We start from the raw sequence: 20,298 nt of genomic DNA on the forward strand, positions 1-20,298 counted from the left end.
GGCTAGGTCTGTCCTGATCGGAACATGGAAGCGCATCGACTGATCCAGACCTCCGTGATCGCCCTGGCGATGCTGATCGCGCCGGGGACCGTCCTGGCCCAGGTCGATTTCCGGCAGATCGAAGGCGAGGCGCGCGACCTGACCTTCGAAGGCCGAGGACCGTTCGGCGGATTGAGCGAGGTTGGGGCTTTAAACCGCGCCTGGTCGGTGAACACCTTCTACGCCGTCTTCCGGGGCGACTATCCCCGCCAGACCGTCTTCTGGGCCATCCGGCGCGAGGCGGGGGACCATCGGGGAGAGAGCGGCGTGGTCTGGGCGGACTCGCGCTCCTGCCCCGCCGTCGAGCGGGTCCTGACCGACATGGAGCGGATCCCAGCCGTCCGGCCCGACGCCATCCGGCTGGGGGAGGAGAGCGAAATCCTCGGCATCATTTTCGATGGCACGGCCCATACCTTCTGGAACAGCTCGGCCCGGTCGGGGTCGCAGGACGCCAGGGTCGGGCTGGAGATCACCGGCAACGTCAACTCGCCCATCGCCGTCTGGTGGGCGCGGTCGGCGGAGAAGCTGGCGGACTGCTGGGCGGCCGAGCCGCCCGGTCCGGGACCGGGAAGCCGGCCGAACTGATCCGCCTCACGCTCGCAGGATCTTCTCCATCGGCCGGCCCTTGGCCAGTTCGTCGATCAATTTGTCCAGGTAGCGGATTTCCTTCATCAGCGGGTCCTCGATCTGCTCGATGCGGACGCCGCAGATGGTCCCGGTGATGGCTTCGCGCGCCGGGTTCAGCTTCGGGGCGGTGGCGAAGAAGGTCTCGAAATCGGTCTTGTCGGCGAGGCGGGCGTCCAGTGTCGGCTGATCGAAGCCGGTCAGCCAGCGGATGATCTGGTCGACCTCGTCTTTCGTCCGGCCCTTCTTTTCGGCCTTGGCGACGTAGTGGACGTACACGCTGGCGACGCTCATCCGGTAGATGCGGTGTTCGGCCATGGTCAGCCTCCGGCGTTGAAGGGGATCACCTCCGCGCCACCTTCGGGCGTCGGCGCCCGGACCGCAACCGCCACCGGCATCCGCACCGTCACGGCCGTGCCTTCGCCGAGGGTGCTCTCAAGGCTCATCCGCCCGCCGTGCAGTTCGGACAGGGCCCGCACCAATGAGAGGCCCAGACCCGTGCCCTGGACCTTCTGTTCGACCGCGCCCGCCTGTTCGAAGGGACGGCCCAGACGCTTCAGGTCGCGGGCGGCGATGCCGATGCCGGTGTCGGAGACGACCAGCTCCAGATACGGGCCGATGACGTCGAGCGTCAGGGTGACCGAGCCGCCCGAGGGGGTGAACTTGATGGCGTTGGACAGGAGGTTCAGCGTGATCTGCTTCAGCGCCCGCTTGTCGGCGTCGACGGTGAGCGGCTGATCCGGGACCAGGCTCGACAGGAAGACGCCCTTGTCGTTGGCGGTGACGCGGACCAGGGCGACGGCGGCGGAGACGATCTCGCGCGCGTCGAAGGTCTCGCGCGACAGCTCGTAGCGTTCGGCCTCGATCTTGGAGACGTCCAGCACGTCGTTGATCAGGTCCAGCAGGTGACCGCCGGCCTCATGGATGCTGTCGGCGTAGTCGGCGTATTTCTGGGGCAGGGGGCCGAAGATGCGCTGGCGCATGATGTCGGAGAAGCCGAGCACGGCGTTCAGGGGCGTCCTGAGTTCATGGGACATGTTGGCGAGGAAGCGGGTCTTGCCGCTGTCGCGGGCCTCGGCCTCGGCGCGGGCGGCCTCCAGGCCGATCTCGGTGGCGAACTGGCGGGTGGCGTCGAAGGCCTGGGCGATGACGCGCTGGCCGCCGTCCACGTCGTCCATGCGGCGGACGATCAGGTTGACGCGGCGGTCCAGGGCGATGCGGGGGGCGAACTGGACCTGACCTTCTTGACCAGCCAGCGCCCGGTCGATGGCGGCGAGGATGGCGGGGCGGTCCGGCGCGTGGACGGCGGCGAACAGACCGGCCTGGAACAGGGCCTCGGGCTCCATGGCCGGAGGAGGCGAACCATAGGCGGCCAGGACCCGGCCGTTGGGCTCCAGCACCAGGGTCAGGCCGGGTTGGGCGGCCAGAAGGGTCTCGACCCGGTGGGCCATGGCCTCGGCGGCTTTGAGCTTGTTCTCGCGCAGACGCCAGGCGAGGCGAACGGCCAGAACCGCCGCGATCATGGCCAGCAGGACGGAGAGGGAGGCGGGCAGGGGCTGGCTGGCCGGGGCGCCGATCAGGAGGGCCGAGAGCTGGCCGCCGAGCGCCGCGACGCCCGCGCCGATCGAACCGGCCTGGGCCAGGCGGACGCCGTGGCGAGGACCGCCGAGGGCCAGGGCCGCCACGAAGGGCATGATGATATGGCCGACCAGGGGGCCGGCGAGACCGCCCGACAGCATGGCCGCCGCCAGGGCCGCCAGGGTCCAGACGACCAGGACCAGCGAGCGCTCGCCGGTCCCGTCCCGCCACAAGAGGCCCAGGCCCGCCAGTCCGGGCAGGACCATCGCGGCCGCGCCGAAGATCACGGAGCCTCCGAATCCGCCCAGCAGGGTCCCGGCCAAGGCCAGCACCGCCGCGCCCACGGCCCAGGCGGCATGCCAGGCCGTCAGGGCGGACAGACCTTCGGCCATCGTCGCGCGCGCGGGCGGCGGAGAGGCGTCCGGATCGGTGTTGGCGACAGGGTTCAAACAGGTGTCCGGATGGCCGGGGCGAGCGGCCAGGCAGGGGAGGTCGCCCGACCGTAAAGACTAGCGTTCCGCCTGAGTCGTCTAAAGCCCGCTCCCGCGTGAGGCGACTCCTCCTCGGGGACCCGGGCGCCGCAACTGGGGATGGACCGCCCGGTTGTCGTTAACCGGCGGGCGGCCTATCTGGCGGCCCATGACCGACCCCGCCGACAGCATCGACGCCACCCTGGACGAACTCGCCGACGATTTCGACGTGCTGGAGGACTGGGAGCAGCGGATCGCCTACGTCATCGACCTGGGCAAGGACCTGGCGCCCCTGCCGGACGCGGACCGGACCGAGGCCAACAAGGTGCCCGGATGCGCGGCCCAGGTGTGGCTGGCGTCGGACCGTGACGGGGACCGTCTGACGTTCCGGGCCGACAGCGACAGCGCCATTTCCAAGGGCAATGTGGCCCTGTTGCTGAAGCTGTATTCCGGACGTCCCGCCGAACAGATCCTGGCCTTCGACGCCAAGGCGGCGCTGGACCGGTTGGGCCTGCCGCAGGCTCTGACCCGGCAGCGCGCCAACGGGCTGAACGCCATGGTCGGCCGGATCCGGCAGGAGGCGATGGCCGCCGGGTGAGGTGGCGCCTTGGCACTGTTTTCGAATTTCGAGTGCCAACGTGCCAACGTGCCAACGTGCCAACGTGCCAACTTGCCAAAGCGCCATGGCGCTCAACCGATCCCGTAGTGGCGCGCCAGGGCCTTTAGTCCGGCCTTGAGAACCGTCTTGCCCTCACGGCGGGCCACGCGCGTCCGGCGTTCGGCGAGTTGAAGACTGCTCTCGCGCAGGCAGACCTGTTCCAGAAGCGGGCGGTGGCGCGGATCGACGGCGGACAGGGCCTCGACGACGCGACGTCCGGCCGCGAGCGCGCGATCACCGGGCTCGGCGCGGGCCGACGAGCCGGCGCCGGTGCGGGGCAGGGCGTCCCAGCGCATGGTGAGGGACGGGCCCGCGCGGGCGATCTCCGCATCGGACCGCAGGCGTTCTCCGGCCGCCGCTTCGGCCGGGCTCAGGAAGGGGCGGCCGTCGGCGTCCTTTCGGCGGGCCAGCCAGGCGATGGGGCTTTCACCGAGGTTGGCGCGGTGCTGGGTCAGGCCGTCCGGCGTCATGACGGCGCGCTCGCCCTCTATCCGGCCGGGGGCGCCCGTCGTCGCGGCGGGCGGGTCGGCGACGACGGGCCGTGCGATCCAGCCGCCGCCCGCACGGGCCTTGAGACCCGGCGTCTCGACCAAGGCGCGGAAGGTGGTTTCGCTGAGGGCCATCGTCGCGCGGCCGCGGCGGTCGGCGCCCAGTCGAAGCGGATAGGTCCCGTCCGGCGCCGCGCCGTCGATCCAGCCGCCCCGCGCCAGAAGGCCGCGCGCCCGTGTCGCCGGGCCGGTCATGCCACGTCCGGCAGGTCGGTGACCGGCGGGGCGTCGCACAGGGTCTGGATGGTGTCGGCCAGCTGATCCAGAAGATCGTTCAGGTGCGGTTCGTCTCGGGCGTTCTCGATCCGGGTGCAGGCCGTCCCCACGGTCTGGCGGCTGGTCCCGAAGGCGTGGGCGACCCGCTCCAGCGTCCAGCCCAAGGCGACATGGGCCAGATAGAGCGACACCCGCCGCACCCTGAGCGCCGAGGCGGACAGACGGCCGCCCCGTGTCACGGTCTCGACCGGCGTGCCGAACCGCAGGGCCACGATCTGGACGACCAGGTCGGCGCGATCCCGCTCCTCGGACGGCACCATGATCTGATAGGGTATGTTCAAGTCTGTCCTCCCACGCCCGCTGCGAACGAGGCCTCATTCTGAAGCCGTTTCGCGGGATGCTAGGAACATTATCCTGTTTGACGTCAGAATCGGTCGTATCGCCAGTTGTGGCGGGGCGCACGCGGAGCGAGCTTGGCCAAACAGGAGGCGGTGAGCGCCGGTCGGCCGAAATAATTCGAATCGTTGACTCGTGGAGTCTCGACGCGATTCGCAAATCACCCCAGATTCGCCTTCATAGGGTGCCGTTAATACTTCTTAAGGGTTCGGGAGGTTAACTCTCGAACAAGGTTACCCGGCTGTGTGCGCGGGTCATATGGTCTAGCTTTTGCCTGGAGGGGCATGAATGCGCGTTCTGCTTATCGAAGACGATCACGCGACGGCGCAGAGCATCGAGCTGATGCTGAAGTCGGAAGGCTTCAACGTCTACACGACCGACCTGGGCGAAGAAGGCATCGATCTGGGCAAGATCTATGACTACGACCTCATTCTGCTTGACCTGAACCTGCCCGACATGAGCGGCCTGGAAGTCCTGCGCCAGCTGCGCGTCGGCAAGGTCAACACCCCGGTGATGATCCTGTCGGGTTCGACCGAGATCGAGACCAAGGTCAAGACCTTCGGCGGCGGCGCCGACGACTACATGACCAAGCCCTTCCACAAGGACGAGTTGATCGCGCGCACCCACGCCGTGGTCCGTCGTTCCAAGGGTCACGCCCAGGCCATCATCCACACCGGCGAGATCGCCGTGAACCTGGACGGCAAGACGGTCGAGGTGAACGGTCACCGCGTCCACCTGACGGGCAAGGAGTACCAGATGCTGGAGCTGCTCTCGCTCCGCAAGGGCACGACCCTGACCAAGGAAATGTTCCTGAACCACCTGTACGGCGGCATGGACGAGCCCGAGCTGAAGATCATCGACGTCTTCATCTGCAAGCTGCGCAAGAAGCTGGCCACGGCCGCCGGCGGCAAGCACTACATCGAAACCGTCTGGGGCCGCGGCTACGTCCTGCGCGACCCGTCGGAAGGCGCCCAGACCGTCGCCGCCTAGCGTCCCGATCGGTCGAGGCCCTTCGCCGAGACCGTGAATCGGGCGCCGAGGAAGCCTTCAGGGAAGAAACGGCCAGAAAATGCAGCGCCCGCCGGGAGACCGGCGGGCGTTTTGCTGTTGGCGGGCGCCGCTGTAAGCGGACGTGCCGAACGTCCGAGATGGGTGGATTGCGGACATTGACCGCTCCGGTCTATGCGTCCGATCATCTCCAAATGATATTGGCGCGAACCTTTGTGCCCGCACGAGGCACCCGAGCAGCTTGGCTAGCCGCGTTTTCGCTGGCGGGCTGCCAGAGTATGGTGACGCCTCCGGGCCTGACCTTTCCAAACGCCTACGAAATGACTTTCGACTATGGGCGCGACCTGACAGGCGAAGTCCTCATGTTCGTATATGACCAGCCCGCGATGATGTCGGCAGTGATGCGTCGTGACAGTCGCAACATCGAGATCGGATCGTTTGAGGAGATCTTTTCCTGCTCCTGGGGGGATCGGTGTCTTGTAGTCGGCGAGCTGGAGGGGCCTTTGGTGATACTTGCTCCGCCCCTCGATCAGGTCGTTGCAGACGGATGGCGCATCGAGGTCGCCCGAAATACGATGGATCGGTCTTCCTGTGACTCCTATACGGCGTCGCGGACCAACGATGCCCTTCGATATCAGTATGTCCACTGCGGCGGTGTCGGCGTCATCCGCATGACGACCTTTGATGGTCCAACGAAACTCCGGGAATACGAGCTTCGGAGCTACATCGGAGTGGCAGCCTTCCCAGGGTAACCGATGTCTGCTTGGGGTCGGAAGCGGACTCAGGGGATGAACAGCGCGTCGATCAAATCTTCGATGATCCGCCCTTCGGCGGTCAGCTCGTAATCCGCGTCAAAGCCGACCGTCGGCAACAGCGCTGTAAGCTCGTCGCGGACGGTCTCCGCAGCGTCAGTATCAAGCTCGAAGCTGGCCTCTTGCAAAGTCTCCACGATGCGGTCCGGGAGTTGCAGCCGTTCGAGAACGGCTCTTTGATCTGCCGTTGGAGTGAGTCGGGCGCGCATGCGTCAACCTCACCTCCAATCTCAACGTCCGCAATGGGTCGAAAGCGGACCCACGTTCCAGATCCAAATGCAGAAACGCCCGCCGGGGGAGGGCCGGCGGGCGTTTCGTCATCGGGCGGTGCGAGGGGGGATCACGCCGCCAGAAGACGTCCGTTGAGATGCTGGTTCATGACCACGCTGCGCAGGAGCGAGATGGCGTAGTCGCAGTCCTCGTCACAGGCCGAGATGGCCAGGTCGATCTGAAGCTTCAGGCTGGGGAGCATGGTCGGGGAGGCCAGGGACCATGCGCCGAAGGAACGGTGGGTCACCGGGCGGCGGGCGACGACCTCGACGTTCTGGTGACGGGGATCGGCCTCGATGCGGGCCAGGGTGGTTTGGATGGCGTCCTCGTCGCCCTCCAGCACCTGGAAGTAACGGGCGCCCGAGACGGCGATGGCGCCGGTCAGGTCGGCCTCGCGGTTGCGCCTTTGCGCGCCGGACAGGATGTCCAGCAGGCCGCTCAGGCTTTCGCTGGCGGTCGCGGCTTCGCTGCGGAAGGCGAGTTGCTGGATCTGTTCGGCCATGTCGGTGTCCTCGATGTCGTGCGAGGAGGGATGCGCCGGCATGCTTGGCGACCCCTTAACGGCGGGGTTTCGCAGACCGCCGTTAGGACCAAAGTTATAGATTTGGTCAGAGTTTCGGCCGGACCGAGAGGCTGGGTCAGCCCGCGCGGATGGCGTCGGCGACGGCGGTGAACATGGGGTTGGGGCGGCCGGCGGCGTTGAACAGGAGCGGTGAGTCCTTGCCGTCGTCGCGGGCGTCGCGCCGCAGCCAGCTGTCGGTGTCGCGCAGGCCCCAGACGGTGAAGGCGAACCTCTGGGTCTGGGGCAGGTCCATGAAGGCCTCGGTGAGCTCGGCGACGCGGGCGGTCTGTTGCTCCAGCCTCTGACGGGGCGAGCGCAGGTCGATGCGGCCCTCGGACCGCAGGCTGGCGTCGAGTTCGGAGACATGGATCGGCAGGCCGAACTGGGCGGCCTGGCGGAAGAAGGCGGCGGTCTGGCCGGCGGGGATCTCGATGTCGAGGTGGGACTGGGTGCCGATGCCGCCGACGGGGACGCCGGCTTTCAGCAGCCGCTCGACCAGACGCAGGAAGGTCGCGCCCTTGGTCGGCAGGTTCTCCAGATTGTAGTCGTTCAGGAACAGGACCGCGTCCGGATCGGCCAGCTTCGCCTGTTCGAAGGCGCGGATGATGTAGCCGTCCTGGCCGAAGGCCTCGGACCACATGCAGGTGCGAAGCCCGTTTCCGTCCTCGGCCACCGCCTCGTTGACGACGTCCCAGCCGGTGGCGCGTCCGCGGTAGCGACCGGCGACGGTCTGGATATAGCGGTCGTACTCGGCGCCGAACCGTTCGCGCGGCAGGGAGCGGAAATACGCGCTGTCCTGCGAGTACCAGACGAGAGTCGTGCCGTAGAGGCGCAGACCGTGGGTGGTGCAGAAGTCGGCGATCCGGTCGGGCGCGTCCCAGCGGTAGTCGCCGGTCTCCGACAGGATGTATTCCATCTTCATCTCCCACTCGGGAGTGATCTGGGAGCAGTGGGTCAGGCAGAGATCGACCCAGGCCCGGTCGTCGAAATGCCCCGTCATGGCGCACGTGCCGATGGGGAAGGGGGCGATGGATTTCAGGGGCGTGGCCGCGGCGGCCGGGGCGGCTGAGGCATTCTTCTCGCAAGCTGCAAGGGCCAAGGCGGAGCCGAGGAGCAGACGTCGCGAGATACCCTTCTCCCCTTGCGGGAGAAGGTGGCCGAGCGCAGCGAGGTCGGATGAGGGGTGAGACTCGGTTTTGTCGGTGGGGGCTACTCGACGCATCGCATCCGTCTCCTCGTACCCCTCATCTGTCAGCCTTCGGCTGCCACCTTCTCCCGCAAGGGGAGAAGGGACGTTAAGCGCTGCGCCGACGCAGACCCATCTCGTCGAACGCGGCCGTCTCGCGCTTGCCGGCGGCGATGAGGGCGTTCAGGCGGGTGGTTTCGGCGACGTGTTCGAACTTCTTCAGCTCGGAATAGGCGTCGGTCAGGGCGTCGCGGGCGCCGGCCTCCTCGGCGTCGAGGACGACCAGATCGCTTTCGGCCGCGCCCTTGCGGGCCTTCCAGCCGGCCATATAGGCCTGAAGCAGCATGCCGGCCTCGGCGTCGGCGCGGGCGCGCTCGCGCTCCACCTCGATCTCGGCGTCCAGCACGGCCAGACGGACTTCGGCGGAGGCCTTGCGGCTCGAAATCTCGGCCAGGCGCTTCTGCAGCGTCTCGACCTCGTAGTTCGAGATACGGATCAGCGAGTGGGCCCAGGCGGTCATGCGTTAAATCCAGTCACTACTGAGGGACCATGCCCTGGTTCAGAATTGCCTCCAGGCGGGTAAAGGAATCGGAAAGACGGGTGGTGTCGTCCTTGTCCTGACCCAGGAAGGCTTCAAGCGCGGGGTTCAGGGCGATGGCCCTGTCGGTGATCGGATCGGAGCCCGCGCGGTAGGCGCCGATCTTGATGAGCTCTTCCATCGAGGCGTAGGCGCTGAGGCACTGGCGGGCGCGCTTGTTCAACTCGCGCTCGGGCGGCGTCTGGCAGCCGGGCATGGTCCGGCTGACGGATTTCAGGACGTCGATGGCGGGGAAACGGCCGCGCTCGGCGATCTTTCGGTCCATGACGATGTGGCCGTCCAGAATACCGCGCACGGCGTCGGCGATGGGCTCGTCATGGTCGCCGCCGTCCACAAGCACGGTGAACAGGGCGGTGATCGGGCCCGCCGTCGTGCCGTCCGGCCGGATCGGACCGGGGCCGGCGCGCTCCAGCAGTTTCGGCAGTTCGGTGAAGACGGTGGGGGTGTAGCCCTTGGTCGTCGGGGGTTCGCCGGCGGCCAGGCCGATCTCGCGCTGGGCCATGGCGAAGCGGGTGACGGAGTCCATCAGGCACAGGACCTCCATGTCCTGATCCCGGAAATACTCGGCGATGGCCAGGGTCATATAGGCGGACTGGCGCCGCTTCAGCGCCGGTTCGTCGGAGGTGGCGACCACGACGACGGCGCGACGCAGGCCCTCTTCGCCCAGGGTCTCCTCGATGAATTCCCGGACCTCCCGGCCCCGTTCGCCGATCAGGCCGACGACGACGACGTCGCACGTCGCCTCCTTGGCCAGCATGGACAAGAGCACCGACTTTCCGACACCCGAACCGGCGAAGATGCCCAGACGCTGGCCCCGGCAGGTTGTGGTGAAGACGTCCATCGAACGAACGCCCAGATCCAGACGCTCTCCGACCCGTCCGCGCGAGTGGGCGGGGGGCGGCGAGGCGCGAAGGGTGTAGGGGGCGGGACCCTGAGGCAGGGGACCCTTGCCGTCGATGGGGTTGCCGAAGGCGTCGATGATGCGGCCCAGCCAGGCGGTCGTCGGGCGGACGCTGGCCTGTTCGCCGATGATGTGGATGTCGGCGCCGGGGGCCACGCCCTCGACCGGGCCGAAGGGCATGAGGAGCGCCTTGGAATCGCGGAAGCCCACGACCTCTGCGGGCAGTGGCGTCTGGCCCCGGCGGCCGATCTCGGCGCGGGCGCCGACGGCGAGGCGGCTGAGCCCTCCGCGCGCTTCGATCAGCAGGCCGCTGACGCCCGCCACCTTGCCGGTGACGACCAACGGATCGATCGCTTCGACGGCGGCCACGAGGTTGCGCATGGCGTTAACGAATGCGGCATCGTGGTTAACGCGGCATGAATCCGGGGCCTCAGAGATAGCTCAGGATCGGATGCGGACGGCGGGCTTTCAGGGCGATGAAGGCCTTGCAGGGCAGCCACAGCAGGGCGGCGCAGAGCATGGCCGCGAGCCAGATCCAGGCCATGTTCGGCAGGCTGAAATAGTCGCCCTGATTGGGGCCCCAGATCGCGAGGCAGATGCGATTGGCGGCGCCCAGCAGGAACAGGTGGACGATGTAGAAGAACAGGGGCGCCCCGCCGAAGACGGCCAGCAGGGAGGTCAGGGCGGCGGGCGCCCGCTCCAGCGCGACGAGCAAGAGGGCGCCGATGCCGAGGGTGACCAGAAGAAGTCGAGCGACGGCGGGTATTTAGTCAGGTTGAGGAAGGAGAGGGCGGTGCGGCCCCAGGTCTCTCCGACCTGCCACGGCACGGGCTCGCCATAGCATGTAGCCTGATATGTAATGATCTAACGTTACACAACCCGTGCGGGGTCAGGTAGGCCTCTCAGTTCGGGTTGGGCGCGGGGGCGTCCGTCGGGGCGGCCTCTTCCTTGCCCGTGGTCAGGATGGCCCCGACCGAGGCGGCGACGATGCAGCCGATGGCCAGCCACTGCTGACCGGTCAGAAGTTCGTGCAGGAAGATCATCCCGGCCATGGCGCCGATGGCCGGCTCTCCGCTCAGCAGGACGCCGAAGGTCCGCTTGGGCATGCCGCGCATGGCGATCATGTCGAGCGAATAGGGCAGGGCGCTGGAGCAGATGGCCACGACGACGGCCAGGACCAGGACGGGCGGGGCGAACAGGCCGGCTCCGGCCGTGGCGACGCCGAAGGGCAGGATGACCAGGGCCGCGACGCTCATGCCCATGGCGACCGACGGGCCGGACGGGATGTGCGACAGCCGCTTGCCGAAGACGATGTAGAGGGCCCAGCAGACGGCCGCGATCAGGGCGAAGCCGACGCCGACGGGGTCCAGCGATCCGGCGCCCCCGCTGAGCGGCAGGAGGAGCAGCAGGCCGATGGCCGCGCATCCGATCCAGACGAAATGGATCAGCCGCCGGGCATGGATCAGGGCCAGGGTCAGGGGGCCGGTGAACTCGATGGCCAGGGCGAGACCCAGCGGAATGGTCCGGAGCGACATGTAGAAGGTCAGGTTCATCAGGCCGAGCACCAGGCCGAAGGCCAGGACCCGCTTCAGATCCTCGCGTCCCAGCCGCAGCCGCCAGGGCCGGAAGACGGCGAGCAGCATCAGGGCAGCCAGACCCACGCGCAGGGCGGCGGTCCCTTCGGCGCCCACCATGGGGAACATCTGTTTGGCGAAGGAGGTGCCGAAGGCGAGCGACAGCATGGCCCCCAGCAGCGCCGCATAGGGGAGGGCGGAGGCGAAGCTGGGCGAGTTCAGGGTGCGGCGCAGGGCGATCATCGACATGGCCGCAGGGTAGCCGTTTGCCGGTTGCGCTTCCCGGCGATTTCAGGCTCCAGTGCGCCTGAAATCGTCACCAAGGTCGATCATATGACGGAATTCGCCACGCTTGACGCCTTCGACCACAAGCTGCTGGCGCGGGTTCGGCTGAACGCTCTGGAGCCGGCGCGGGTCACGGCTGAGGCGGTGGGCCTGTCGGAATCGGCCGTGCTGCGCCGGCTGCGTCGGCTGAGGGCCGAGAAGGTCATCGTGGCCGACGTGGCCATCGTCGATCCGGCCCGGGTGGAGCCGCGCATCGTCCTGCATGTGCTGGTCGAGATGAACACCCAGGACCGCAAGGTCATGAACGCCTTCCAGGCCGCCATGCGCGCCAGTCCGGAGATCCAGGGCTGCTGGGACGTGACGGGAGAGACCGACTATCTGCTGACCGTCGCGGTTCGGTCGATGGCCGAGTACGAGGCCTTCGGCATCCGCGAGATGGTCCCCGAGAAGGGGGTGCGCGCCTACAAGAGCATGATCGTCATTCGCGAGGTCGTCGGGCCCGATCCGGCGCGAGCGGTGCTGTCGCGCTGACCGGCGCAGGGCTTTGACCTAAGGGATTCTACCTACTGTCGGACTCTGTTTTGGGTAACGGTGTCACGCGTAATTCTGCAACCAAGGGTGGTCGCGATCGCGGCCGGGGATGGAAGCAGATGTTCGGACAACAGGCACGGGCGCAGGCCCGCATCCAGGCGGAAACCCTCCAGGCGCTGGAGGGCAAGATGGCCGCGATCGGCCGGTCCCAGGCGGTGATCGAGTTCGATCTCGACGGCACGATCCTGGACGCCAACGAGAATTTCCTGGAGGCCATGGGCTACCGGATGGAGGAGATCCGGGGGACGCATCACCGCAACTTCATGGATCCGGCCGAGGCGGCCTCTCCGGACTACGCCCGGTTCTGGGCCGATCTGAACAAGGGCCAGTTCGCGGCCGGCAAGTTCCGGCGCATGGCCAGGGGCGGGCGCGAAATCTGGCTGCAGGCCTCCTACAACCCGATCTTCGTCGACGGGCGGCCGGTGCGGGTCATCAAGCTGGCCGTCGACATCACCGAGGCCGAACACAAGGCGGCGCGGAGCGAGGCCGAGCGGGTCGAGGCCGAACATGTCCAGACCGCCCTGGTCGAGGCCCTGGCGGCCAGTCTGTCGAACCTGTCGGACGGCGACCTGACGACCTCGGTCGCGATCGAACCGAACGACGCCAACGCCCGGATCAAGACGGACTACAACGAGGCGCTGGAGAGCCTGCGCGCCGCGCTGGAGCAGGTCGGAGCGGCGGTGTCGGCACTGCGGACCGGGTCGGACGAGATCTCGGGCGCGTCCGACGACCTGTCGCGCCGCACGGAACAACAGGCGGCCAGTCTGGAGGAGACGGCGGCGGCCCTGGACGAGATCACCGCCACCGTCAGACGCAGTTCGGACGGAGCGAAGCGGGCCGCCGAGGCCGCCGCCGGGGCGCGCTCGGAAGCCGAACGGTCGAGCGAGGTCGTGCGCGGGGCCGTCACCGCCATGGGCGACATCCAGAAGAGCTCGGCCCTGATCGGCGACATCATCGGGGTGATCGACGAGATCGCCTTCCAGACCAATCTGCTGGCCCTGAACGCCGGGGTCGAGGCCGCGCGGGCGGGCGAGTTCGGGCGCGGCTTCGCGGTCGTGGCCTCCGAGGTCCGGGCCCTGGCCCAGCGGTCGGCCGAGGCCGCCAAGGAGATCAAGGTTCTGATCACGTCGTCGACCGCCCAGGTCGCGGCGGGGGTGCGACTGGTGGACGAGACCGGGGCGGCGCTTCAGGCCATCGTCGGTCGCGTCGCGGAGATCGACGGCCTGGTTCACGAGATCGCCGCCTCGGCCCAGGAACAGGCGACCGGGCTCCAGCAGGTGAACACGGCCGTGAACCAGATGGATCAGGTGACGCAGCAGAACGCGGCCATGGTGGAGGAATCCACCGCCGCCGCCGCCAGTCTGAAGATGGAGGCCGAGCAGCTGGCCGAACTGGTCGGGCGGTTCAACACCGGCGCGGCCGCGGTGCAGGCCGTCGCCCGCGCGCCGGTGCGCGAACGCAGCCGTCTGCGGGTCTATGCCGGCGGCGGGGCGGCGCTCGCGGATCAGTGGGAAGAGTTCTAGGCCTCGATCATGTCGTGGACTTTGGCGGCCAGGTCGCCCATGACGAAGGGCTTGGTCAGGACCTCCATGCCGGGCGCCAGCAGGCCGTTGCCGACCGCCGCGTTCTCCGCATAGCCGGTGATGAAGAGGACCTTCAGGTCGGGCCGTGACACGCGCGCGGCATCCGCCACCTGTCGTCCGTTCATCCCACCGGGCAGGCCGACGTCGGAGATCAACAGGTCGATGCGCCGGTCCGAACGCAGGATCTCCAGACCCGAGGGGCCGTCCGGCGCCTCGATGACGTTGTAGCCGGCGTCGCCCAGGACCTCGGCGACCAGCATCCGCACCGTCTCCTCGTCGTCGATGATCAGGACGGTCTCGCCGTGCCCGCCCTCTGCGACGGGGGTGATGCCGACATCCTCGTCGCCGTCCACATCGCCCTGATAGCGCGGCAGATAGAGGCACATGGTCGTGCCCTTGCCGATCTCGGAATAGATCCGGACCTGGCCGCCTGACTGGCGCACGAAGCCGTGGATCATCGACAGGCCCAGACCCGTGCCCTGGCCCAGGGGCTTGGTGGTGAAGAAGGGGTCGAAGGCCTGGGCCTGGACCTCGGGCGGCATGCCGGTTCCGGTGTCGGTCACGCAGAGCGAGACATACTGGCCGGGCGGCAGGTCGCGGGCGCGGGCGGACCGATCGTCCAGCCACTTGTTCGAGGTCTCGATGGTGAGGCGTCCGCCCGCCGGGGCCATGGCGTCGCGGCCGTTGATGCAGAGGTTGAGGAGGGCGTTTTCCAGTTGCGACTGGTCGATCTTGGTCGCCCACAGACCGCCGGCGCCGACGACTTCCAGCTCGACGTCCGGCCCGATGCTGCGCCGGATCAGGTCGTCCATGCCGTTGATCAGACGGTTCACGTCGGTCGGCCTGGGGTCCAGCGTCTGGCGGCGCGAGAAGGCCAGCAACCGCTGGGTCAGCGACGCCGCGCGCTGGGCGGACCCCTGCGCGGCGTCGATATAGCGCTCCATCCCGTTCAGCCGGCCTTCCGACAGCCGCTTGCCGAGCAGTTCCAGAGAGCCGGAGATGCCGGCCAGCAGGTTGTTGAAGTCGTGGGCGATGCCGCCGGTCAGTTGACCCACCGCCTCCATCTTCTGGGACTGACGCAGGGCCTCGTGGGCGCGGGTCAGTTCCTCGGTGCGTTCGACGACGCGTTCCTCGAGGGTGGCGTTTAGCGACTGTAGCTCGAGCTCTGCGGCCTTGCGCGCGGTCAGGTCCTGAAAGAGGACGGCGACCTGTTTCCGCTCCGGCGGCTCGACGCGGAAGGCGGACAGTTCCAGCCAGCGGCCTGTGGCGACCAGTTCCTGTTCGAAGCGGATCGGCTTGCCGGTTCGCAGCACGGCGCCATAGCGCTCGACCCAGGCGTCGGCCTCATCGCCCACCATGTCGCGCAGCTTCTGGCCGACGACGTTCTCGATCCCGGCGTTGGCGGCGTAGGCGGGGTTGGCGTCGATGTGGATGTAGTCGCTGTCCGGCCCGTGCGGTCCGTCGATGAACTCGATGACGCAGAAACCCTCGTCCATCTCGTTGAACAGGGTGCGATAGCGGGTCTCGGATTCTTCCAGCTCGGCGGTGGCGCGGGCGCGTTCGATGGCGATGCGGACGCGGGCGGCGAACTCGCGCAACAGGTCGCTGTCGCCCTCCGTCCAGTGACGCGTGGCGACGTTGTTGACGAAGACCATCGCCACGACCCGGCCCTGTTCCTTCAGCGGCATGTTGATGAAGGAGGACACGCCGATACCGGCCAGGGCGTCCGCGGTGGCGGCTGTGCGGGGGTCGGTGCGGGTGTCGGTGACCAGGACGGTCTCGCCCCGCGCCAGGTCGTCGATGTAGGAGCCGAAGTCCCGGAACCGCAGCGTCCCGGCGATGCTGGTCATGCCCGGCGCGTTGAAGTCGCGGGCGATGGTGATGGTCTCGGCGTCCATGTCCATCACGCCGTAACCGGCGCGGGTCACGTCCAGCGCATCGGCCAGGATGGCCGAGGAGGTGGCCGCGATCTCTTCCGGGTCGGTCAGGTCGCGAAGCGCGTCGTTCAGCCTGAGCAGGGCCGCCTGACGCACCTCCTGTTGTTTCCGGTCGGTGATGTTGGTGAACAGGATGGCGACCTGATGCCGATCCGGGTCGCCGATCCGCAGGGCTTCGACATCGTACCAGCGACCGAAGATGTCGGCCGGATTCTCGAACCGCACCGGCTGCCCCGTCAGGGCGACGCCGCCGTAGAGGTCGAACCAGTGCTGCTCCAGCCCCGGCGCGATGTCCGACACCCATTTGCCGGTGGAGCCATGCAGGCCGGTCAGTTCCTCGTAGGCTGGGTTACCCTCGACGATCATGTAGTCGACCGGGCGCATGTCCTCGTCGAACTTCATCTGCACGATGCAGAAGCCGGTGGTGGTCGAGTTGAACAGGGCGTCGTAGCGGCTCTCGGTCTCCGCCATCGCCGCGTCCCGCGCGCGCCGGTCGGTGATGTCGAAGGTGACGCCGGGAAAGCGGACGGCCTTGCCATTCTCGTCGGCGATGATCCGACCCTCGGCGGCGACCCAGCGGACCTCGCCGTCGGCCTGGACCAGCCGGTACTCGGAGCGGAAGGGACTGCGGGTCTTGAGAGTGCGCTGGATTTCCTCGCCGACGCGGACAGCGTCGTCGGGGTGCATGGCCTTGAAGAACTCGGACAGGGGCGCACCCCGGCGGGCCAGCATCGGATCGACGCCGTAGAGTTCGGCGAATCTCTGGTCGGCGACGACCCGGTCGGTGACGATGTCCCAATCCCAAGTGCCGACGCCGCGTCCGGCCGAGAGGGCAAGCTGCAGCCGCTCGTTGGTTTGGCGCGTCAGCCGGTCGGCCTGAACCCGGTCGGTGGTCTCGGTGACGAAACACATCACCCCGGCGGGACGACCCGTTTCGTCGGGGACGGGGGCATAGTCCAGGTCCATCCATACCGGCTCGGGCTGACCCTTGCGATCCAGCTCCAGCTCCTGGTCGCGCAGGGACCAGGATTCTCCGGCCAGACCGCGACGAATATTCCCGTCGTTGAAGTCGGCGATCTCGGGCCAGCCTTCGCGGGCGCCCATGCCCAGAAGGGCGGGATGGCGCTGACCGGCAAACCGCGCGTAGCCGTCGTTGTAGATCAGGACGCCCTCGGCCCCCCACAGCAGGACCATGGGATTGGGCGCGGCCAGCAGCATGCCGACGATGGTCTTCAGGCTCTGGGGCCAGGCGTCGAGGGGGCCCAGGGGCGTGGATGACCAGTCCAGCGCGCGCACGCGCCCGGCCATCTCGCCGGCGCCGGCGGGAAACTGCGATACGGAAAGCGGTTCAGACAGCGGAGGGCCCCCAGGCGGCTCTTCCGGCCGCCGCGAATTGTCGCAAACGCGGTAAAGCTTGAAAGGGTCCACGGACAGAGGTTGTCTGTCGCGACGACAGCCCTATGTCCCCTTGAGGCCACGCTTCAGGAACGGAAACCGGACTCTTTCGGCTTCGTTCTCATGGGGCCGAACCCGACTCTCTGGACTATCTCGACTCACATTTTCCCCAGCGACCAGCCGGAGCTCCCCATGTCCGACACCGCCCCGAACGCCCGCCAGACCCAAGGTCGCGGCAAGGTCTATGACTCGATCGTCGACACCATCGGCGATACGCCGCTGGTCGGCCTGCCGCGCCTGTCGGCCGAGCACCAGCCCAAGGCCCGCGTGCTGGCCAAGCTGGAGTTCTTCAACCCGATCGCCTCGGTGAAGGACCGGATCGGGGTGGCGATGATCGAGGCGCTGGAAGCGACCGGGAAGATCAAGGCGGGCTCGGTGCTGATCGAGCCGACCTCTGGCAATACCGGGATCGCCCTGGCCTTCGTGGCGGCGGCCAAGGGGTATCGGCTGGTGCTGGTCATGCCGGAATCGATGTCGATCGAGCGGCGCAAGATGCTGGCCCTGCTGGGCGCCGAGTTGGTCCTGACCCCGGCCGAGAAGGGGATGAAGGGCGCCATCGCCATGGCCGCCGAACTGCTGGAGCGCACGCCGGGCGCCGTCAGCCCCTCGCAGTTCGAGAACCCCGCCAACCCGGCCATCCACCGCTCGACCACGGCGGAAGAGATCTGGAACGACACGGCGGGCGCGGTGGATATCGTCGTGGCCGGCGTCGGCACGGGCGGCACCATCACCGGCGTCGGTCAGGCGCTGAAGGAGAAGAAGGCCTCGGTGAAGATGGTCGCCGTGGAGCCGACCGCCTCGCCGGTGCTGTCGGGCGGCGAGCCGGGGCCGCACAAGATTCAAGGCATCGGCGCGGGCTTCATCCCGTCCATCGTGGACCGCTCGGTCATCGACGCCGTCGAACAGGTCTCCAACGAGGACAGTTTCGAGATGGCGAGGAAGGTCGCGAAGGTCGAGGGGATCCCGGTCGGCATCTCATCCGGCGCGGCCCTGACCGCCGCCTTCCGTCTGGCGGCGCTGGACGAGAACGCAGGCAAGACCATCGTGGTCATCATCCCCAGCTTCGCCGAGCGCTACCTGTCCACGGCCCTGTTCGAAGGACTGTGACAGCGACAACCGGCGGTTAACCCGCGAGGATTTAGGCTGTGACGTCATGTCTGATCCGGCGCTCGTCGCTCCCATTGAAGAGGCTCCGCAGCCCGCCTTCCGGGCGCGCCACGCGTTGCTGAAGCGGCTGGCGGACGTCGTCTCCCTGCCGGGCAGCCGGGTGAACGCCTTCGAGCGCGCGGTGACGGGCGATCTGCTGGTCGAGATGCTGCGTCTGGCCGCCCCTCGTGAACGCCAGCGGGTGGCGCAACGCCTCGCGCCCCTGGCCGAACTGCCGAACAGTCTGGCGCGGATGCTGCTGCGGGATGAGCCGCCGATCGCGGGGCTGCTGCTGGAACAGTGCGCCTCTCTGAGCGACGCCGATCTCGTGGCCTGCGCCCAGGACACGGGGCCGGAGCACCGGTTCCTGATGGCCGGCCGTCGCGGCCTGACCGAGGTGGTGACCGAGACCCTGATCAGCTTCAACGAGCAGGGGGTGATCGAATGCCTGCTCAAGAACACCACGGCCCGCCTGTCGCAGAGCGGGGTCGAGCATATCGTGGCGCTGAGCCGTCAGATGCCGGTGCTGTGCGGCCATCTGTTGCGCCGTCCGGAGCTGAGGCCCTCGGGCGCCTACGTCATGTTCTGGTGGGCCCCGGCCGAGGATCGCAAGACCATCCTGCAGCGCTTCGCCGTCAGCCGCGAGGTCATGCAGGAGGTGGTGGAGGACGTCTTCGCCATGGCCGCCGAGGAGGGCTGGCAGGACCCGGTCTCGCGCAAGGCCCTGCAGTTCATCGAGCGGCGGCAACGCAACCGCGCCGCCATCGAGAAGAGCCCCTACGAAAGTCTGGAACACGCGGTGACCATCGCCGGTCGCGACGGGCTGAACCGCCAGGTGGCGGCCGAGATCGCCTATCTGGCCGGCATCAAACCCCTGACCGGCGCGAAGATCATGGGCGACGTCGGCGGCGAACCCCTGGCCATCCTGTGCAAGGCCACGGGCATGTCGCGAGTCGATCTGCAGAACCTGTGGCGTTCGGTGCGCCGTCCCGAGACGACCGCCGACGGCCTGGTCCATCCCGACTGGGACCGGGTTCAGGTCACCTATGAGATGCTGGCGGTCGATCGCGCCCAGACGGTGCTGCGTTACTGGAACTGGTCTCTGTCCTCGGCCCTGTCGCCTGAACTGCTGAAGGCGATCCGCGAAGGTGACGATGTGGCGCTGGATGAATATTCGACGCCGGAGCGCGCGGCGATGATGGCTCTGGCCGAGAACTTCGGCCGGTGAAACCACGCAGAGACACAGTCGAACTATAGTTCGCGCGACTGTTGCACGACATAAGCAGGCGTTCTGTCCACAGGCGCATTGCTTTCGCGTCCGAACATCCGTATCTGCCAGATCAGAATCGCCATCGCGCGACAAGAACAGGCAAGGAAAAGCTCGTGGACGCTGCAAGACTGGACGACCGGTCCGAACTTCTTGAAATGACCGCCGACATCGTCTCGGCCTATGTCGGCAACAACAGCGTCGCGGCCAATGACCTGCCGTCGCTGATCGCCAATATCCACGCCGCCCTGTCCCAGGTTTCGACCGGCGTCGTCGAGGTCGAGCCCGAGGTCAAGGAACCGGCCGTGCCGATCCGCAAGTCGATCAGCCCCGATTTCCTGATCTGCCTGGAAGACGGTCGCAAGTTCAAGTCACTGAAGCGCCACCTGCGCACCAAGTACGACATGAGCCCGGAAGAATACCGCGCCAAGTGGAACCTGCCCAAGGACTACCCGATGGTCGCCCCGAACTACGCCAAGGCCCGTTCGGACCTGGCCAAGCAGATGGGTCTGGGCCAGGGCGGTCGCAAACCGGCCCGCGCCACCCGCGCCAAGAAATAGTCTTCGGACGTTTCGAGATCAGGACGCCGGCTTC

The 20,298-nt window shown here is 67.7% G+C and carries 21 protein-coding genes; 9 read left to right on the forward strand and 12 right to left on the reverse strand.

What is annotated here, in order from left to right; translation table 11 throughout:
- Window positions 1–24: 24 nt before the first annotated feature.
- On the forward strand, window positions 25–624 hold the full coding sequence (locus ACETK8_RS06050; RefSeq protein ID WP_374038614.1) for a hypothetical protein: 600 nt from the start codon (window positions 25–27) through the stop codon (window positions 622–624).
- A 6-nt stretch (window positions 625–630) separates the two neighbouring features.
- On the opposite strand, the gene ACETK8_RS06055 is transcribed toward ACETK8_RS06050, so the two are convergent.
- Entirely contained in the window at window positions 631–981 is a 351-nt protein-coding gene (locus ACETK8_RS06055) for a DUF2200 domain-containing protein (RefSeq protein ID WP_374038615.1), read from the reverse strand.
- A 2-nt stretch (window positions 982–983) separates the two neighbouring features.
- The gene (locus ACETK8_RS06060; RefSeq protein WP_374038616.1) at window positions 984–2,690 is read right to left on the reverse strand and encodes a sensor histidine kinase; all 1,707 of its coding nucleotides are present in this window, start codon (window positions 2,688–2,690) and stop codon (window positions 984–986) included.
- Window positions 2,691–2,880: 190 nt separating this feature from the next.
- Here ACETK8_RS06060 and ACETK8_RS06065 point away from each other — a divergent pair, with 190 nt between their 5' ends.
- Window positions 2,881–3,309, forward strand: coding sequence for a SufE family protein (locus tag ACETK8_RS06065; protein WP_374038617.1), 429 nt, complete (start codon window positions 2,881–2,883; stop codon window positions 3,307–3,309).
- 92 nt (window positions 3,310–3,401) lie between these two features.
- Here the strand turns inward: ACETK8_RS06065 and ACETK8_RS06070 are convergent, their stop codons facing one another.
- Both ACETK8_RS06070 and ACETK8_RS06075 read right to left on the reverse strand, forming a co-directional pair.
- Window positions 3,402–4,112 carry a DUF6456 domain-containing protein gene (locus ACETK8_RS06070; protein ID WP_374038618.1) on the reverse strand — a complete coding sequence of 237 codons (711 nt, stop codon included), beginning with the start codon at window positions 4,110–4,112 and terminating at the stop codon, window positions 3,402–3,404.
- A complete protein-coding gene (locus ACETK8_RS06075; RefSeq protein ID WP_374038619.1) occupies window positions 4,109–4,474 on the reverse strand; it encodes a chromosomal replication initiator DnaA in 366 nt (121 codons plus the stop codon). Before ACETK8_RS06075 ends, ACETK8_RS06070 begins: the two co-directional genes overlap by 4 nt.
- A 343-nt stretch (window positions 4,475–4,817) precedes the next feature.
- On the opposite strand from ACETK8_RS06075, the gene ctrA reads away from it, so the two are divergent.
- Window positions 4,818–5,519, forward strand: coding sequence for a response regulator transcription factor CtrA (ctrA, locus tag ACETK8_RS06080; RefSeq protein ID WP_374038620.1), 702 nt, complete (start codon window positions 4,818–4,820; stop codon window positions 5,517–5,519).
- 176 nt (window positions 5,520–5,695) lie between these two features.
- Window positions 5,696–6,289, forward strand: a complete 594-nt coding sequence (locus tag ACETK8_RS06085; RefSeq protein WP_374038621.1) for a hypothetical protein — start codon at window positions 5,696–5,698, stop codon at window positions 6,287–6,289.
- Between the two features lie 29 nt (window positions 6,290–6,318).
- Here the strand turns inward: ACETK8_RS06085 and ACETK8_RS06090 are convergent, their stop codons facing one another.
- From ACETK8_RS06090 to ACETK8_RS06120, 7 genes are all read right to left on the reverse strand, one after another.
- Entirely contained in the window at window positions 6,319–6,558 is a 240-nt protein-coding gene (locus ACETK8_RS06090; RefSeq protein WP_374038622.1) for a hypothetical protein, read from the reverse strand.
- A gap of 131 nt (window positions 6,559–6,689) precedes the next feature.
- Window positions 6,690–7,163, reverse strand: a complete 474-nt coding sequence (locus tag ACETK8_RS06095) for a BLUF domain-containing protein (RefSeq protein ID WP_374038623.1) — start codon at window positions 7,161–7,163, stop codon at window positions 6,690–6,692.
- Between the two features lie 94 nt (window positions 7,164–7,257).
- Window positions 7,258–8,280 carry an endo-1,4-beta-xylanase gene (locus ACETK8_RS06100; RefSeq protein ID WP_374038624.1) on the reverse strand — a complete coding sequence of 341 codons (1,023 nt, stop codon included), beginning with the start codon at window positions 8,278–8,280 and terminating at the stop codon, window positions 7,258–7,260.
- Between the two features lie 196 nt (window positions 8,281–8,476).
- A complete protein-coding gene (locus tag ACETK8_RS06105; RefSeq protein WP_374038625.1) occupies window positions 8,477–8,887 on the reverse strand; it encodes a flagellar export protein FliJ in 411 nt (136 codons plus the stop codon).
- A gap of 16 nt (window positions 8,888–8,903) precedes the next feature.
- A complete protein-coding gene (gene fliI / locus ACETK8_RS06110) occupies window positions 8,904–10,247 on the reverse strand; it encodes a flagellar protein export ATPase FliI (RefSeq protein ID WP_374038626.1) in 1,344 nt (447 codons plus the stop codon).
- Between the two features lie 49 nt (window positions 10,248–10,296).
- Complete coding sequence (locus tag ACETK8_RS06115; protein WP_374038627.1) at window positions 10,297–10,581, reverse strand: hypothetical protein; 285 nt, start codon at window positions 10,579–10,581, stop codon at window positions 10,297–10,299.
- Window positions 10,582–10,768: 187 nt separating this feature from the next.
- The gene (locus ACETK8_RS06120) at window positions 10,769–11,689 is read right to left on the reverse strand and encodes an EamA family transporter (protein ID WP_374038628.1); all 921 of its coding nucleotides are present in this window, start codon (window positions 11,687–11,689) and stop codon (window positions 10,769–10,771) included.
- A gap of 84 nt (window positions 11,690–11,773) precedes the next feature.
- Here ACETK8_RS06120 and ACETK8_RS06125 point away from each other — a divergent pair, with 84 nt between their 5' ends.
- Window positions 11,774–12,256 (forward strand): Lrp/AsnC family transcriptional regulator, encoded by a 483-nt coding sequence (locus ACETK8_RS06125; RefSeq protein ID WP_374038629.1) that lies wholly within the window; start codon window positions 11,774–11,776, stop codon window positions 12,254–12,256.
- A 119-nt stretch (window positions 12,257–12,375) separates the two neighbouring features.
- Complete coding sequence (locus ACETK8_RS06130; protein ID WP_374038630.1) at window positions 12,376–13,839, forward strand: methyl-accepting chemotaxis protein; 1,464 nt, start codon at window positions 12,376–12,378, stop codon at window positions 13,837–13,839.
- Here ACETK8_RS06130 and ACETK8_RS06135 read toward each other — a convergent pair.
- Window positions 13,836–17,144 (reverse strand): PAS domain S-box protein, encoded by a 3,309-nt coding sequence (locus ACETK8_RS06135; protein WP_374038631.1) that lies wholly within the window; start codon window positions 17,142–17,144, stop codon window positions 13,836–13,838. The genes ACETK8_RS06130 and ACETK8_RS06135 overlap by 4 nt on opposite strands.
- Before the next feature lie 279 nt (window positions 17,145–17,423).
- On the opposite strand from ACETK8_RS06135, the gene cysK reads away from it, so the two are divergent.
- The 3 genes from cysK (at window position 17,424) to ACETK8_RS06150 (ending at window position 20,264) form a co-directional block, all read left to right on the forward strand.
- Window positions 17,424–18,398 (forward strand): cysteine synthase A, encoded by a 975-nt coding sequence (cysK, locus tag ACETK8_RS06140; protein WP_374038632.1) that lies wholly within the window; start codon window positions 17,424–17,426, stop codon window positions 18,396–18,398.
- 46 nt (window positions 18,399–18,444) lie between these two features.
- Window positions 18,445–19,665, forward strand: coding sequence for a DUF2336 domain-containing protein (locus tag ACETK8_RS06145; protein ID WP_374038633.1), 1,221 nt, complete (start codon window positions 18,445–18,447; stop codon window positions 19,663–19,665).
- Between the two features lie 170 nt (window positions 19,666–19,835).
- Window positions 19,836–20,264, forward strand: a complete 429-nt coding sequence (locus ACETK8_RS06150) for a MucR family transcriptional regulator (protein ID WP_374039357.1) — start codon at window positions 19,836–19,838, stop codon at window positions 20,262–20,264.
- Window positions 20,265–20,298: the final 34 nt, after the last annotated feature.

Source organism: Brevundimonas staleyi, assembly GCF_041893865.1.
Taxonomy (GTDB): Bacteria; Pseudomonadota; Alphaproteobacteria; order Caulobacterales; family Caulobacteraceae; genus Brevundimonas; species Brevundimonas staleyi.

Bases quoted from the DNA above. Each gene is read 5' to 3' on its own strand.
- ACETK8_RS06050 (WP_374038614.1), top strand. From the start codon at position 25: ATGGAAGCGCATCGACTGATCCAGACCTCCGTGATCGCCCTGGCGATG.
- ACETK8_RS06055 (WP_374038615.1), bottom strand. From the start codon at position 981: ATGGCCGAACACCGCATCTACCGGATGAGCGTCGCCAGCGTGTACGTC.
- ACETK8_RS06065 (WP_374038617.1), top strand. From the start codon at position 2,881: ATGACCGACCCCGCCGACAGCATCGACGCCACCCTGGACGAACTCGCC.
- ACETK8_RS06070 (WP_374038618.1), bottom strand. From the start codon at position 4,112: ATGACCGGCCCGGCGACACGGGCGCGCGGCCTTCTGGCGCGGGGCGGC.
- ctrA (WP_374038620.1), top strand. From the start codon at position 4,818: ATGCGCGTTCTGCTTATCGAAGACGATCACGCGACGGCGCAGAGCATC.
- ACETK8_RS06090 (WP_374038622.1), bottom strand. From the start codon at position 6,558: ATGCGCGCCCGACTCACTCCAACGGCAGATCAAAGAGCCGTTCTCGAA.
- ACETK8_RS06095 (WP_374038623.1), bottom strand. From the start codon at position 7,163: ATGCCGGCGCATCCCTCCTCGCACGACATCGAGGACACCGACATGGCC.
- ACETK8_RS06105 (WP_374038625.1), bottom strand. From the start codon at position 8,887: ATGACCGCCTGGGCCCACTCGCTGATCCGTATCTCGAACTACGAGGTC.
- fliI (WP_374038626.1), bottom strand. From the start codon at position 10,247: ATGCGCAACCTCGTGGCCGCCGTCGAAGCGATCGATCCGTTGGTCGTC.
- ACETK8_RS06120 (WP_374038628.1), bottom strand. From the start codon at position 11,689: ATGTCGATGATCGCCCTGCGCCGCACCCTGAACTCGCCCAGCTTCGCC.
- ACETK8_RS06125 (WP_374038629.1), top strand. From the start codon at position 11,774: ATGACGGAATTCGCCACGCTTGACGCCTTCGACCACAAGCTGCTGGCG.
- ACETK8_RS06130 (WP_374038630.1), top strand. From the start codon at position 12,376: ATGTTCGGACAACAGGCACGGGCGCAGGCCCGCATCCAGGCGGAAACC.
- ACETK8_RS06135 (WP_374038631.1), bottom strand. From the start codon at position 17,144: ATGGCCGGGCGCGTGCGCGCGCTGGACTGGTCATCCACGCCCCTGGGC.
- cysK (WP_374038632.1), top strand. From the start codon at position 17,424: ATGTCCGACACCGCCCCGAACGCCCGCCAGACCCAAGGTCGCGGCAAG.
- ACETK8_RS06145 (WP_374038633.1), top strand. From the start codon at position 18,445: ATGTCTGATCCGGCGCTCGTCGCTCCCATTGAAGAGGCTCCGCAGCCC.